The sequence below is a fragment of the Klebsiella sp. CSG-1 genome (assembly GCF_056521145.1).
The window spans coordinates 376,891-391,683 of sequence record NZ_JBWNLD010000005.1 but is presented as its reverse complement, the minus strand read 5'-3'; the positions used below and the strand labels follow the sequence as shown (position 1 = coordinate 391,683).

At 56.0% G+C, this 14,793-nt stretch carries 14 protein-coding genes; 5 read left to right on the top strand and 9 right to left on the bottom strand.

Annotated elements, in window-relative coordinates; translation table 11 throughout:
• Positions 1–42: 42 nt before the first annotated feature.
• On the bottom strand, positions 43–1,152 hold the full coding sequence (gene livK, locus AC007G_RS15085) for a high-affinity branched-chain amino acid ABC transporter substrate-binding protein LivK (RefSeq protein ID WP_133959837.1): 1,110 nt from the start codon (positions 1,150–1,152) through the stop codon (positions 43–45).
• 422 nt (positions 1,153–1,574) lie between these two features.
• On the opposite strand from livK, the gene panM reads away from it, so the two are divergent.
• A complete protein-coding gene (gene panM / locus AC007G_RS15080) occupies positions 1,575–1,964 on the top strand; it encodes an aspartate 1-decarboxylase autocleavage activator PanM (RefSeq protein WP_032690414.1) in 390 nt (129 codons plus the stop codon).
• 409 nt (positions 1,965–2,373) lie between these two features.
• Here panM and AC007G_RS15075 read toward each other — a convergent pair whose 3' ends face one another.
• The 3 genes from AC007G_RS15075 to AC007G_RS15065 form a co-directional block, all read right to left on the bottom strand.
• Entirely contained in the window at positions 2,374–3,477 is a 1,104-nt protein-coding gene (locus AC007G_RS15075; protein ID WP_142631022.1) for a branched-chain amino acid ABC transporter substrate-binding protein, read from the bottom strand.
• A 257-nt stretch (positions 3,478–3,734) separates the two neighbouring features.
• Positions 3,735–4,979: an aromatic amino acid transport family protein gene (locus tag AC007G_RS15070; RefSeq protein WP_032690412.1), complete on the bottom strand. Its 1,245-nt coding sequence runs from the start codon at positions 4,977–4,979 to the stop codon at positions 3,735–3,737.
• A 145-nt stretch (positions 4,980–5,124) separates the two neighbouring features.
• Positions 5,125–6,390 carry a 4-aminobutyrate--2-oxoglutarate transaminase gene (locus AC007G_RS15065; protein WP_032690411.1) on the bottom strand — a complete coding sequence of 422 codons (1,266 nt, stop codon included), beginning with the start codon at positions 6,388–6,390 and terminating at the stop codon, positions 5,125–5,127.
• Between the two features lie 118 nt (positions 6,391–6,508).
• Here AC007G_RS15065 and pdxR point away from each other — a divergent pair, with 118 nt between their 5' ends.
• Positions 6,509–8,032 (top strand): MocR-like pyridoxine biosynthesis transcription factor PdxR, encoded by a 1,524-nt coding sequence (pdxR, locus tag AC007G_RS15060; RefSeq protein ID WP_032698641.1) that lies wholly within the window; start codon positions 6,509–6,511, stop codon positions 8,030–8,032.
• Positions 8,033–8,083: 51 nt separating this feature from the next.
• On the opposite strand, the gene rpoH is transcribed toward pdxR, so the two are convergent.
• The 4 genes from rpoH to ftsY form a co-directional block, all read right to left on the bottom strand.
• On the bottom strand, positions 8,084–8,938 hold the full coding sequence (gene rpoH, locus AC007G_RS15055; RefSeq protein WP_004868561.1) for an RNA polymerase sigma factor RpoH: 855 nt from the start codon (positions 8,936–8,938) through the stop codon (positions 8,084–8,086).
• A gap of 258 nt (positions 8,939–9,196) precedes the next feature.
• Positions 9,197–10,255 (bottom strand): permease-like cell division protein FtsX, encoded by a 1,059-nt coding sequence (gene ftsX / locus AC007G_RS15050; protein WP_032690503.1) that lies wholly within the window; start codon positions 10,253–10,255, stop codon positions 9,197–9,199.
• A complete protein-coding gene (gene ftsE / locus AC007G_RS15045) occupies positions 10,248–10,916 on the bottom strand; it encodes a cell division ATP-binding protein FtsE (protein ID WP_004868565.1) in 669 nt (222 codons plus the stop codon). The genes ftsX and ftsE overlap by 8 nt, the downstream gene beginning before the upstream one ends.
• Positions 10,917–10,918: 2 nt before the next feature.
• Positions 10,919–12,577, bottom strand: coding sequence for a signal recognition particle-docking protein FtsY (gene ftsY, locus AC007G_RS15040; RefSeq protein ID WP_142630316.1), 1,659 nt, complete (start codon positions 12,575–12,577; stop codon positions 10,919–10,921).
• 191 nt (positions 12,578–12,768) lie between these two features.
• Here ftsY and rsmD point away from each other — a divergent pair, with 191 nt between their 5' ends.
• The gene (rsmD, locus tag AC007G_RS15035; protein ID WP_032690408.1) at positions 12,769–13,365 is read left to right on the top strand and encodes a 16S rRNA (guanine(966)-N(2))-methyltransferase; all 597 of its coding nucleotides are present in this window, start codon (positions 12,769–12,771) and stop codon (positions 13,363–13,365) included.
• A complete protein-coding gene (locus AC007G_RS15030; RefSeq protein ID WP_004868571.1) occupies positions 13,355–13,633 on the top strand; it encodes a DUF1145 family protein in 279 nt (92 codons plus the stop codon). The genes rsmD and AC007G_RS15030 overlap by 11 nt, the downstream gene beginning before the upstream one ends.
• Before the next feature lie 10 nt (positions 13,634–13,643).
• Here AC007G_RS15030 and AC007G_RS15025 read toward each other — a convergent pair whose 3' ends face one another.
• Positions 13,644–14,003 (bottom strand): DUF2500 domain-containing protein, encoded by a 360-nt coding sequence (locus AC007G_RS15025; protein ID WP_032696923.1) that lies wholly within the window; start codon positions 14,001–14,003, stop codon positions 13,644–13,646.
• A 141-nt stretch (positions 14,004–14,144) separates the two neighbouring features.
• Between AC007G_RS15025 and AC007G_RS15020 the strand changes: the two genes are divergently transcribed.
• Positions 14,145–14,771 carry a lysoplasmalogenase gene (locus AC007G_RS15020; RefSeq protein ID WP_004868576.1) on the top strand — a complete coding sequence of 209 codons (627 nt, stop codon included), beginning with the start codon at positions 14,145–14,147 and terminating at the stop codon, positions 14,769–14,771.
• Positions 14,772–14,793 lie beyond the last annotated feature (22 nt).

Sequence of the window (14,793 nt, the reverse complement as noted above, 5' to 3'; positions counted from 1 at the left end):
TTTCATGCCGCCCGCTTCACGCGGGCGGTGGGATAACGCATCTTATTTTGCGACAGAGGATGATCCATCCGCATGCCACTGGAAGACACCAAACTCAAATCCCTTCAAATCGCCTTTTTCGTCCCAATTCAGCGGCCCAATCACGGTTTTCGCTCCGTGAGCTTTCAGATCTTTGATTAAGTCCAGCGGCTCCTGGCTGCTGCTTCTGTCCATCGTCTGCGCCAATGACTGCACGGCGGCGTAGGTGATCCAGACATACGGACCGCTCGGATCTTTCTTCTCTGTTTTCAGCGCCTCAACGATAGCGCTGTTCGCCGGATCCTGGTCATAGCGTTTCGGCATTGTTACCAGCATGCCTTCCGCTGCTGCGCCGGCAATATTTGACAGCGACGCGTTGCCAACACCCTCAGGTCCCATAAAGACAGTTTTCAGCCCCACGGAGCGAGCCTGACGCAGCATCTGCCCCATTTCAGGGTAGTAGCCGCCATAATAAACGAAGTCGATATTTTCTTTTTTCAGGCGTGCCAGCAGCGCGGAGAAATCTTTCTCCCCCGCGGTGATGCCATCAAAGAAGACGATATTGGCGTTGCCTTTCTTCAGGCTCTCCTGGACGGATCTCGCCAGACCTTCGCCGTACTGCTGTTTGTCATGGATGATGGCGATACGCTGCGGTTTCACTTTTTCCAGGATGTATTTGGCGGCGGTCGGCCCCTGTGCGGAGTCCAGGCCAGCCGTACGCATGATGTACTGATAGCCGCGCTGGGTCAGTTCCGGGTTCGTCGCGCCCGGAGAGATCATCAGAATGCCTTCATCTTCATAGATATCGGAGGCAGGCTGGGTAGAAGAGGAGCACAGATGGCCGATGACGTACTTGATGCCTTCATTAACAATTTTGTTCGCTACCGCAACGGCCTGTTTCGGGTCGCAGGCATCGTCGAACTCAACGCCAACCAGCTTATCGCCTTTAATTCCGCCCTGCGCGTTAATGTCTTTAATGGCCTGCCGCGCGCCGTTGAACTCCATGTCGCCCCACTGAGCTACCGGACCGGACATCGCGCCGACGACGGCGACTTTAATATCCTTAGCCATGACCGCGTGAGACATCGTCAGTGCAACGAATCCCGCAATAATGGTTTTTGCGTTCCTTTTCATGCTTCAGAACCCCGTTCGTGATGTGGTGTAAATATTTTGTATTTTTATGGTTAAAAAGCATTCTGTGCTTTTATTAAACAACGCTACTTTTACCATTATCTTTAATGGTTTAGCGATGTTTTTTGCCTGAATTGAGATTAAAATCTCTATTTTTCAGGCGATTAAGCAAAGATAATATTCTGTATTAAAGCGAAGATAAACAAAAAAAAGTCCTCTTCACAGCATAAAATAACGATACATAAGGCGGAATAAAACGCTGCACATTAGGTTAAAATTCTGCTTATTTTTCGATCCATGACGGATTGCTCTACTCTGCGCTCATCAAAAGAACGAATCCCCTAATGAATGGATAAAAAACAGCGCCCCTTCCGACAGCAAATTTGGGTACACTGCCCCATCCGTTTTGACTGGACTTGTCGCGCATGAAACTGACCATTATTCGATTACCGCTTTTCAGCGATCAGGATCGCATCGACTTAGGGAAAATCTGGCCGTCGCAGGATCCCGACGATATCCCTCTGGACGATCGTCACCGAATTTACGCCGCCCGCTTTAACGAACGTCTGCTGGGCGCCGTGCGCGTCACGCTACGCGGCAATGAAGGCGAGCTCAGCGCGCTGTGCGTACGCGAAGTCACCCGTCGGCGCGGCGTCGGGCAATATTTAGTCGAAGAGGTGCTGCAGGACAATCCGCAGATCGAGCGCTGGCGGGTCAGTAATGCGGGGGTGGAAGATAACGCGGTGATGTCCGCCTTTATGCAGGCGCTGGGTTTTAGTGCGCAGCAGAGTGGTTGGGAAAGAGCGCTCCGGTAAACGCCGCATCGCCAGAGGAAAATCCCGGATTACGGCGTAAACGCCTTATCCGGGCTACCTCTAACCGTTTCCCCGGTAAGCGGTGCGCCACCGGGGAAATTCCGGGTTGCGGCGTAAACGCCTCCCCCGGCGACCTCTAACCGTAGCCCAGGTAAGCGGAGCGCCACCGGGGAAATCCCCGGGTTACGACATCAACGCCTCCCCCGGCGACCTCTAACCGTAGCCCCGGTAAGCGGAGCGCCACCGGGGAAATTCCGGGTTACGGCGTAAACGCCTTCCCCGGCGACCTCTAACCGTAGCCCCGGTAAGCGGAGCGCCACCGGGGAAATCCCCGGGAGCTGACATCAGTAACTGACCGGGGTTGAAGAACGCCGCCAGCGAACCTGCGGCGCGAGAGGCGAAGGTTAAATTATTTGGCGTCGGTTGCCGTACCATCAGCATGCCAGGTAAACACGCCGAACTCGAAGCCTTTCAGGTCGCCTTTCTGATCCCAGGAGAGCGGCCCCATAACGGTATCTACAGAGTTGGCCTTCAGGTATTTCGCGATCGCCGCCGGGTCTTCGGACTGACTCAGGCCAGCCTGCAGCGACTGAATTGCCGCGTAGGTTGTCCAGACGAAGGCGCCGCTCGGATCCTGTTTCTTCGCCTTAATCGCGTCCACAATCGGTTTGTTCGCCGGGACCTGGTCGTAGTTCTTCGGTTTCGTGACCAGCATGCCTTCCGCAGACTGACCGGCAATGTTAGACAGGGAGACGTTGGCGACGCCCTCCGGTCCCATAAACTGCGTTTTCAGACCTGCCGCGCGGGACTGACGCAGAATCTGCCCCATTTCCGGGTGGTAGCCGCCGTAATAGACGAAGTCGATATTTTCTTTCTTCAGGCGCGCAACCAGGGTAGAGAAATCTTTCTCCCCGGCGGTGATGCCGTCAAAGAACACCACGTTAGCGCCGCCCTTCTTCAGACCATCCTGCACCGCACGCGCCAGACCTTCACCATATTGCTGTTTGTCGTGAACGATAGCGATGCGCTGAGGTTTGACCTTCTCGATAATGTATTTCGCCGCCGTCGGCCCCTGGTCAGAATCGAGACCGGTGGTACGCAGAATCATTTTATAGCCGCGTGCGGTCAGCTCCGGCGCTGTCGCGGCCGGGGTAATCATCAGAACGCCTTCGTCTTCATAGATATCGGACGCCGGCTGGGTAGAGGACGAGCACAAATGGCCGATAACGTACTTAATGCCATCGTTAATCACTTTGTTGGCGACGGCCACCGCCTGTTTCGGGTCGCAGGCATCATCATATTTAACGATCTGCAGCTTGTTACCTTTGATCCCACCCTTCGCGTTAATATCGGCAACCGCCTGCTCAGCACCGGTAAACTCCTGGTCACCGTACTGGGCCACCGGGCCAGACATCGCGCCAACCACGGCAATTTTGATATCTTCCGCAAACGCGGCATTGCTCATAATCAAGGCGATACATCCTGCCAGCAGCGCTTTACCCTTCATGTTCATCCTGAGGCTCCCCATTATTATGGTTTTTTGCATTTGTTGTGATGTTGTTTGTTAGCGCATTATTCTAATTAAAGTCATAAAAAAAGCATATGACGTCTACTTTGAGGTCTGCCGCCTGCGCTTTTGCAGCACACTATGCTAAACATACCGCCATTCAGGAGAATTTGAAATGACAAAATTGCGGGTTATGTAACAGATAAGTGACAAATAAAAAACCGCGTCAGGATGAACCGGACGCGGTGGAGTCAGGCGCCAGATTACCAACCGGCGGGCAGGTAGCCCAATGCGGAAGCTATCGCGTAAACGGCGCTACAAAGGTAAAGCAACACAATGAAGGTCTGGATCAGCGGATGGGTTATCAGCGCCGGACAGGTCCAGCCTGGCGTGATATCACCGCGCTGCCGGGCACCTTTGAGCATCAGAATCGGCATGATGGATAAAATCACGCCGCTGAAGACGCCGGCAAAATAGAGTGCATTCACAAACGACACCATGCCGCTGTACGCCAGAATAAATGGCGGGATAGCCACGACAGTCAGCACGATCAGGCGCTTGAGCGGTTGTTCATCGTTGCCCAGGCGGAACTGATCGAAAATATTCGTCAGGAAGCTTCCCCCCAGACCCCAGTAAGAGGTCAGCATCGCGCACAGGGCAAACAGGTTAGCCGAGAAAAAGGCCCACTCACCGAGCGCTCTGCCCCAGGAAATCGTCGCCACGTCGGAAATATTATCCAGACCGCTCAGGGCGATTACCGACAGCGGGACCAGCGCCAGCAGGCAGAAAGTCAGCCCCATTCCCACCATAATCGCTTTCGGCAATTTCTCCGGCTTATCCGCAAACCCGCGGGCCATTTCCGGAACGATATACTGCGCCGAGAAGCAGAATGCGACCACGTTGAACACCGGCACCATATACAGCCAGTTGCCGTCGAGCAGATAGCGAACCTGGGTCGTCTCTTTGAGCAGCGTCGCCGCCACCAGCACGGCGATCATGACCACCATGCCGATACTGATGAATTTTTCACCCCGCCCGATGGCCTTCAGCCCGAGATAAAGCACGCCTGCCGCCGGGATAAAAAAGAGCGCACTCCCCAGCGCCGGAGAGATACCGAACAGCGAATGCAGCAGCTTACCGCTTCCGGTCATATAGGCCGTCAACGCGCCGATGCTGTTCACGCAAACGGACAGGAACATCATCAGCGCCCCGAAGCGCCCGACATAGCGATGCGACAGCCCACTCAGCTGTAAATGTTTACGGGTACGCAGCGTCGATTCCGCGACATACAGCATGGTGACCGTCGTCAGGCTGCCGACCACCACCAGCCAGAACAACAGCGGTAAAAAGCCGGCCTTGCTGGACGCATAGGCGATAGACAGAACCCCGGCACCGATATTGGTGCCGACGATCATAGAGACCCCTTCGACGAAACTAAGGGATTTTGCAGGTACAGCGGTACGCTCCCGGCTCGTCAGAACCGAGGAAAAGGTGGAATGTTCAGACATAATATTTTCCGTTTTATTCCGGCGACATGCGCCGCCGGAAAAAAGGTGATATCAGGGTGATAAACCACTCACGCTGAGTATGAAAACTCATGTGCGGCATCCTGTTTTATCTGGCTTCCCTGCCGCCGCACAGGAGTCGGGCACATCATCCTTTCAGGACGCGCGCCAGAATATCCAGCGCTTTTGTAAACTGCGCATCGGGGATAGTTAACGGATACAGGAAACGGATAACGTTGCCATAGACGCCGCAGCTCAGCAGCAGCAGACCATTTTCCTGCGCCTTTTGCTGGATGTGGCGGGTGAACTCCGGTGACGGCGCGCCGGTCTGCGGATCGTTAAACTCCACGGCAACCATTGAGCCCTGCCCGCGAATATCAACGATCGCCGGGCAATACTCGCGCGCCTGATTCAGCACCTCTTTCAGGTGGCTGCCAAGCTGTTCCGCACGCTGACACAGCTGCTCTTCTTCGATGACGTCAAGGACCGCATGAGCCGCAGCGACCGCCAGCGGGTTACCGGCATAGGTGCCGCCCAGTCCGCCCGGCGCCGGCGCATCCATCACCTCGGCGCGCCCCACTACGCCAGACAGCGGGAAACCGCCGGCAAGGCTTTTCGCCATCGTCATCAGGTCCGGCTTCACATCGTAATGCTGCATGGCAAACAGCTTGCCGGTACGGGCAAAACCGGTCTGTACTTCATCGGCAATCAGCAGGATGCCGTGGGTATCGCACAGCGTACGCAGCGCCTGCATAAACTCCGCTGGCGCGACGTTAAAACCGCCTTCGCCCTGAATCGGTTCGAGGATAATTGCCGCCACCTGGTCCGGAGCGATATCGGCTTTAAAGATACGCTCAAGGCTTTTCATCGCCTCATCGGTGGTAATGCCGTGGGCAGCATTCGGGTATACCCCGTGATAGACCGAACCAGGGAACGGTCCAAAACCGATTTTGTAAGGTGCGACCTTACCGGTCAGCGCCATGGTCATAAAGGTACGGCCATGAAAACCGCCGCCAAAAGTAATCAGCCCCGGACGACCGGTATAAGCGCGGGCAATCTTCACCGCGTTTTCCACGGCTTCCGCACCGGTGGTGAAGAAAGCGGTTTTGGCCGGGCCATCAACCGGCGCCAGCGCGTTAATGCGCTCCGCCAGCGAGACATAGCTTTCGTAAGGGACAATCTGGTACGCCGTATGGGTAAAGGCCTCCAGCTGCTGCGCGACGGCGGCAACAATTTTCGGGTGGCGATGGCCGGTATTGAGCACGGCAATTCCCGCAGCAAAATCAATCACCTCATTGCCTTCCACATCCCACAGCGTGGCATTCTCCGCCTTCTCAACAAAGTAATTGCACATTACGCCTACGCCGCGCGGCGTCGCCTGCTGGCGACGTTGATTCAGTTCTGAACTTTTCACCCTCGAATCTCCTGTCATGTGTGTCACGTTATCGCAACAATCTCGAAACTATGTCGTTTATTTACACAGGAGTTGGCCCTATAATCGAGTACCAATTTAGATTATCTGAGGGATCCAATTGCGTTCACTCGTCGGTGACCTTGTGCTGGTCAGATTGCAGGAGGAGACAGACCCGCTGCTGCATAAACGCTTATATAACGCGGTTCGTCGCTCAATTCTGGACGGTTCTTTAGCGCCCCATAGCCGCCTGCCCCCCTCGCGAGATCTGGCCGGGGAGCTCGGCGTATCAAGAAACACCATATTAACAACTTATGAACAATTGCAGGCGGAAGGATATGTGGTTTCCCGCCGCGGGAGCGGCACATTCGTCGCGAAAACCGGGCCGGATATTTCTCTTTCTACTGGCAACATCGCCGTAAACAGCAGCGACTTGACGGCAACCCCCTTTTTGTCCCGTCGCGGGCAACAGTTGCTCAGCCACGTCAGCGCCAGTCCGCGCCAGTGGGGAGCTTTTATCCCCGGCGTACCGGACGTCAATGCCTTTCCCCACCCGCTATTTAGCAAGATTCAGGCCCGTATCAGCCGCCGCCCGAAACCCGAGCGACTGAGCTACAGCTGTAACGGCGGTACGCCTGAACTGCAGCAGGCGTTAGTGGACTACCTTCGCGTGTCCCGGGGCGTCCACTGTCAGGCAGATCAAATTCTTATTACGGAAGGGATCCATCAGGCAATCGATCTGGTGACGCGTATGCTCTGCGATAGTGGCGATCTGGCGTGGGTCGAGGAGCCCTCCTACTGGGGGATCCGCCACGTACTGGCGATGAATGATGTGCGGGTCAATCCGATTACCGTCGATGCCAACGGCCTGTGCCCGCCGGAGACCGTTGAGGAGGCGCCGCATCTGATTTTTGTCACCCCATCGCATCAGTACCCGCTGGGGGCGGTGATGAGTCTGGAACGCCGTCAGCGTCTGTTGGCCCTGGCGCGCCAGCACGGCAGCTGGATCGTCGAGGATGATTACGATAGCGAATTTCGCTTTTCCGGCCAGCCGATTCCGGCGCTGCAGGGACTGATTGCCGACGCGCCGGTGGTCTATATCGGAACGTTCAGTAAGACCCTCTATCCGGGGCTGCGGCTGGGGTATGTCGTGTTGCCGCGCCCGCTGATTGCCGATCTGAAAAGCGCCCATGCCGAGCTCTATCGCGGCGGCCACTCGCTGATTCAGATGGCGCTGGCGGAATTCATTAACGCAGGCCATTACTCCGCTCATATCCGACGAATGCGCCTGCTGTACAGTCGCCGTCGCGCCTGCCTGACCGAGCTGATTCAGCGCTATTGCAGCCCGCAGGCGCTGTCAGATTTCAGCGATAACGCCGGTCTGCATCTGATCCTCAACCTGCCAGATGACGCTGACGATGTTACGATCGCCAGACAAGCCAACGCCCGCAATATTCTGGTGCGTCCGCTGTCACGCTACTATCTGACGGAAGAACGTAAGAAGGGGCTATTGATGGGCTTTGCCAGCCTGGCGGAGGCGCAAATGGAGCCAGCCTTCCAGATCCTGCTTGAGTGCCTGCAGACCTTGTGCCCGCAGGCGCTGGCCGTCGGGGAAGAGGCAGAAAAACAAAACGCCCCAACATAATGTGGGGCGTTATCGGGTGCCTGCGCAGAGGCGAGTATGTACGCTGCCGCGTTATGCTTCGATGGCAGTACGCAGTTTCTTCATCGCGTTCTTTTCCAGCTGGCGCACGCGCTCAGCCGACACGCCATAACGATCCGCCAGTTCCTGCAGCGTCGACTTATTGTCTTCGTCCAGCCAGCGGGCGCGGATGATATCCTGGCTACGCTCGTCCAGGCCCTGCATCGCGTCGGTCAGCTTGTTGGCCGCCTGCTCTTCCCAGTTATCATCTTCAATGCCATCGGCAAAGTTAGACGTTTTATCCTGCAGGTAGAGCACCGGCGCCATCGGCTGGCTATCGGACTCGTCGTCCGACGACATGTCGAAGGTCATGTCCTGCGCCGCCATACGGGATTCCATCTCACGTACGTCTTTGCTCGACACGCCCAGCTCGCGGGCCACCATCTCGACTTCATCCTGGTTAAACCAGCCCAGACGCTGCTTAGTTTTACGCAGGTTAAAGAACAGCTTACGCTGTGCTTTGGTGGTAGCGACTTTCACAATACGCCAGTTACGCAGAACGTATTCGTGAATTTCAGCCTTAATCCAGTGTACGGCGAAGGAAACCAGACGCACGCCCACTTCCGGGTTAAAACGACGCACGGCTTTCATCAGGCCAATGTTGCCTTCCTGAATCAGATCCGCCTGCGGCAGGCCATAGCCCGAGTAATTACGAGCAATATGAACAACAAAGCGCAGGTGAGACAGGATCAGCCTTTTCGCTGCTTCCAGATCGCCCTGGTAATGCAGCTTTTCAGCAAGCTCCCGCTCTTCATCAGCCGATAACATCGGCCAGCTGTTCGCAGCCCGGATATACGATTCCAGGTTACCAACGGGGGCTAAAGCTAAAGTTTGCATATCTTTGGTCATTCAAATCCTCTCAATCGATATCGTCTGACGTGATGGTTCCCATGAGATGAGCAACAAACATGCCAGCGTTTATGAGCAACGAGAATATCACCCACATTAGTATCAGACAGTGATTTTATCCACAAGTTCCATGCAACGATGTGAATAGATTACGCACAAAATGTGACATGGAAATGAAACGTAGGGAAGAGACAACAGGGACTCTTTCCCTGCAGAGAGACATTCATCAGTGCAGGGAAAGATTATATCAGACTTTTTTTAATCGGGGGTAAAGTGACGTAAATGTTGCACGGTAGCCAGCCAGGCCGCAACCCAGCCGATCATCGAGCAGACAATCAGCATCAGCAGACACTCGTCGAAGCCTAACCCGCTGAGTTCAAACCTGGTGCCAAACACCTGCGCGACTTCCGTCACCGCGGACGACAGTCGCATCACCATAATTTCCGACAAAATCAGCGACAAAAAGGCACCGCAGAAGCCCAGCAGTGCACCGCCATACAGGAACGGGCGCAGGATGAAGCCGTCGGTCGCGCCAATCAGTTTTTGCACGTTAATGGTATCGCGACGAGCAAAAATGCTCAGGCGTACGCTGTTGCCGATAACGAGGAACACGGCCGCCACCATCAGCACGCCAATCAGCGCCGACACACGGCCCACCAGCCCGGTCAACGAGGAGAGGCGGGCAAACCAGCTGTCATCCATACGCACTTCGTCCACGCCCTGAATGTGCGTCACGCGATCGCGCAGCGTATTCAGGGCATTGGTGCTCTGGAAATCCAGCTTCGGCACCACAATCGCGACGGCCGGAAGGGGGTTCTCTTCCAGCATATCCAGCGCGCCACCAAAGCCAGACCAGTTGCGGAACTCGCCAAGCGCTTCATCCCGCGACAGATAGTTCACTTTCTCTACGCCTTGTTCCGCCTGGAGCTGGCCAACCACCCGCGCCGCCGCGTCATCATCCAGCGTTTTCTCAAGATAAACGGTGATCTGCGGTGACGGATAGTACTGCGCCGCCGCGCTGTTGACGTTCTTGTACACCATGTAGCACACGCTTGGCAGCGTCAGCGAAATGGCGATAACCATAATGGTCAGGAAGGTAGCCAGCGGCGTACTTTTTAAATCCTGGACCGCGCCATGCCAGGCATAGCGAACCTGTTCGTTAAAGACGTTGCTCTTACGAGAAGCCGGGCCCGGCGCCGCTTTTGGCCGCTTCGGCGCATTACGCCCGCCACCGCCGCCCGCGCCTGCGCCATTGCGGAGGCGATCGAGCCGGCTACCGAACTGGCGAATCTGGTTTATTGCGTCGCGCTTATTCACCCCAATGGCCTCCATGCATATGACCGTCGCTCAGGGTCAGCATGCGATACGAGCGGCTGGAAATCAGCCCCAGGTCGTGCGTCGCCATCAGAACCGTTACCCCTACGCGGTTAAACTCCTCAAACAGGCGTAAAATCCCTTCCGAGAGCGCCTCATCGAGGTTACCGGTGGGTTCATCCGCCAACAACACCGCGGGCTTATTGACCACCGCGCGGGCAATCCCCACGCGCTGCTGTTCACCGCCGGAGAGTTGAATAGGGAGGTTTTTCGCTTTGTCCAGCAGCCCGACCTTGTCCAGCGCCGCCGACACGCGGCGACGAATATCATCGCCGCTGGCGCCGGCAATAATCAGCGGAATAGCGACATTATCAAACACCGTACGGTCCATCAGCAGGTGGTGGTCCTGGAAAATCATGCCGATCTGACGGCGCAAAAACGGCACCTCACGGCTTTTCAGGCGGCTAATGTCGTGGCCGCCGAATAAGATTTTCCCGGCGCTCGGCCGTTCAATACCGCAGATAAGCTTAAGCAGGGTACTTTTCCCTGCGCCGGAGTGGCCGGTCAGAAATGCCATCTCGCCCGACTGCAGGTGGAAATTCACCCCCTGCAGCGCTTGTCTCCCACCGAGATAGGCTTTGCTGACTTGTTCAAAGCGAATCATGATTAATCCTCTCGGGCAAAAAGTGCCTCAATAAAGTCGCCCGCATTAAACGGACGCAGATCCTCAATACGTTCACCGACGCCAATGTAGCGAATCGGAATACCGAACTGGTCGGCGACCGAGAAGATAACCCCACCTTTCGCGGTACCGTCCAGCTTAGTCAACGTGATGCCGGTCAAGCCAACGGCTTCATGGAACAGTTTGGCCTGGCTAATCGCGTTTTGCCCGGTGCTGGCATCGATGGTCAGCATGACCTCATGCGGCGCATCTTCGTCCAGTTTTTTCATCACCCGGACAATTTTCTTCAGCTCTTCCATCAGGTGCGATTTATTCTGCAGACGACCCGCCGTATCGGCGATCAGCACGTCAACGTTTCGCGCCTTCGCGGCCTGAATAGCATCGAAGATCACCGATGCCGAGTCCGCGCCGGTATGCTGAGCAATCACCGGAATGTTGTTGCGCTGACCCCAGACCTGCAGCTGTTCTACCGCCGCGGCGCGGAAGGTGTCCCCGGCCGCCAGCATCACCGATTTGCCCTGCTGTTCGAACTGACGGGCCAGCTTACCGATAGTGGTGGTTTTACCTACGCCGTTCACGCCCACCATCAGAATAACAAATGGCGTTTTCCCTTCAACATTCAGCGGCTCATCCACTTTCGCAAGGATATCGCCCATCTCTTCTTTCAGCAGGCCATACAGCGCTTCCGCATCACGTAGCTGCTTACGGCTGGCGCCTTCGGTAAGATTGGTAATGATCTTCCGGGTCGTTTCCACGCCGACGTCGGCAATCAGCAGCTGCTCTTCCAGCTCTTCAAACAGATCATCGTCGATTTTTTTGCCGCGGAACAGACTGATAAATCCGGAACCGAGATTCTGTTTGGTTTTAATCAGGCTGCGTTTCAGACGGGCGAAAAAGCCCTCTTTCGTCGGTTTTTCCTGCTCCTGTTGGGCGGAATCATCCGGCTGGCTCTGTTCTTCCGCTTCAACAATCTCTTGCTCATCAAGCGGTTGTGAAGCCAGCGCCAGAGCTTCAAGCTCTTCATCAGACAGTGCAGATTCAGGCTGTTCCTCAGCGCGCGTCTCATCACTCACCGCATCGTCCACGGCAGCGACTTGTGGCTCATCCGTCACCGCTTCCGGCGTCTGCCCGGCTACCGCTTCCGCGACAACCGGTTGAGCGATCACTTCTTCGACCAGCGGCTCCGGGGCAGCGAGGTCTTCTGTCGGCAGCTGTTCAGCGACAGCCTCTTCCGCCACGGTCTCCGCCACAACCTGTTCAACGGCGGCCTCTTCGACCCACGTACTGGCGGCTGGCGCCTCGTCAATCGCAGCGTGCGGCTGAGGGATCTCTTCGGCTTCAGCCGGGGCTTCGACCACAGGCGTCACCGGCGCTGAGTGCGGTAATTCGCTCTCAACAACCTGTTCCGTCACCTCAACGACCTCGGCCGCAAAAGCTTCCGCGTCCTCTTTCTCCACCGCAGAAGCGCTTACCGTCTCCGCTTCTGGTGCCGCCACCGTCTCAGCAGGCAACGCTGTAGCCGAATGCTGTTCGGCAACGTCGGTTTGCCCTTCTTCTTTCTGTTCGGTCTCGGTTTCCTGCGCCTGTTCTTTTTGTCCAAAGCCCAGCCAGGAAAAGAAGCCACGTTTTTTCTCTTTTGCCATTTGCGACGACACTCCCGCTGTTTATTCATGGCACAGCTTCGGCATAACAATAGCGGAAGCTGAAAAATGATGAAATTAGTCGGATAGTCTATCACTTAACTTAACTCGCATCACCGCCCCCGGATTAAGGTTTCGTCATCCGCGTTCGATCGCTAGAATAGCGGACTGAAAGTGGAGACCTGAGCAACGAGATGAAGAAACCAAACCACACGGGCAGCGGCCAGATCCGTATTATTGGTGGGCAATGGCGGGGACGGAAATTACCGGTGCCCGAGAGCCCGGGCCTGCGCCCGACGACCGACCGGGTCCGTGAAACCCTTTTTAACTGGCTGGCGCCTGTCATGGTCGATGCGCAGTGCCTGGATTGCTTTGCCGGCAGCGGAGCCCTCGGGCTGGAAGCGCTGTCGCGCTATGCGGGCAGCACCACGCTGCTGGAAATGGAGCGCGGCGTCGCTCAACAGTTGCAAAAAAACCTGGCGACCCTGAAAGCCAGCCATGGCAAGGTGGTCAATACCAATACGCTCAGCTACCTTAATCAGCCCGGCACGCCGCACCATATCGTGTTTGTCGATCCACCTTTCCGCAAAGGTCTGCTGGAAGAGACGCTGCGTCTGCTGGAAAATAACGGCTGGCTCGCCGATGAAGCGCTCATCTACGTTGAGAGCGAAGTCGAAAATGGTTTACCGCCGGTGCCGGCATGCTGGCATCTGTATCGTGAGAAAGTGGCCGGACAGGTCGCCTACCGTCTCTATCAACGTGAGGCAAAAGGAGAAAATCATGCTGATTAATTTTGGCCGCGTGTTGATGCTGTGCGTCTGGGCATTTTTATTATTAAACCTGTTTCAGCCTTTCCCGAAGCCACTGAACATCTTCGTTAACGTTGCCTTGATCTTTATGATCCTGATGCACGGTCTGCAGCTGACGCTGCTGAAGGCCACTCAGCCGAAAGATGCCCCGCCGCTGGGCCGCTTTGAACAGGTCCGTATTTTTATCTTCGGCGTGTTCGAACTGGTGGCCTGGCAGAAAAAGCTCAAGGCCACGCTGCGTAAGAAGTAACCCCCTGGGCTCAAGGTTCTGGCGTAAACGCGACAAACCTTGAGCCTTTGTAGCTTAGCGTTCCCCGATCACCGACGCTCAGCGCATGATATTGCGCCGCCTCAAGTCGAAAACTGACTTCCAGGCCACCGCTTTCCGGCCTGAAGCTCACGTCATAGCGCATATCGCTGCCAGCGGGGGCAACGGTTTGCTGGCGCGACCGGCGATCGTTGAGCACCTTCTCCCGCTTGTTACTCACCACCACCCGCTTTTGTAGCAGCGGCGCGGCGTCGTTATCCATATTCTCCCGTCGTTGCTGCACATAGCGTACCGATGCGGCCACCACAATGATGGCGACGACGATCATAAAAAACAGGGGAACCTTGCTCATTCATCTAACCCATAAGAATTCTCAGGAATAAGCATACCGCGCCTTGATTAACGTTGTCATCTGCCCGCCCGAACCACTACACTAAGTTTCAGTACCGCCAATACACCACTCACTTAATAATAACAGATACAAGGACTTACTATGCTTTGGTCGTTTATTGCTGTCTGTTTCTCCGCATGGCTTTTCGTCGATGCGTCCTATCGCGGCCCCACGTGGCAGCGCTGGGTTTTTAAACCCGTCACGCTGATCCTGCTACTGCTGCTGGCCTGGCAGGCGCCAATGTTCAACGCCATCAGCTACCTGGTACTCGCCGGGCTGTGCGCTTCGCTGCTGGGCGATGCATTAACGCTGCTGCCGCGCCAGCGGGTGATGTATGCGGTGGGGGCCTTTTTCCTGTCGCATCTGCTGTACACGATCTGGTTTGCCAGCCAGATGACGATGTCGTTTTTCTGGCCGCTGCCGCTGGTGCTGCTGGTTATCGGCGCGCTGCTGCTTGCGGTCATCTGGAGCCGGCTGGAAGACCTGCGCATGCCGGTCTTCACCTTTATCGGTATGACCCTGGTTATGGTCTGGCTGGCCGGTGAGCTGTGGTTCTTCCGCCCGACGGATACCGCGTTCTCTGGCTTCGCCGGCGCGACATTCCTGCTGTTGAGTAATATTGTCTGGCTGATCAGCCACTATCGTCGTCGCTTCCGCGCCGATAACGCCATCGCTGCCGCCTTCTACTTTGCTGGCCACTTTCTGATCGTCCGCGCGCTGTATCTGTAATTTTGCGCTTGACTCTGGAGTC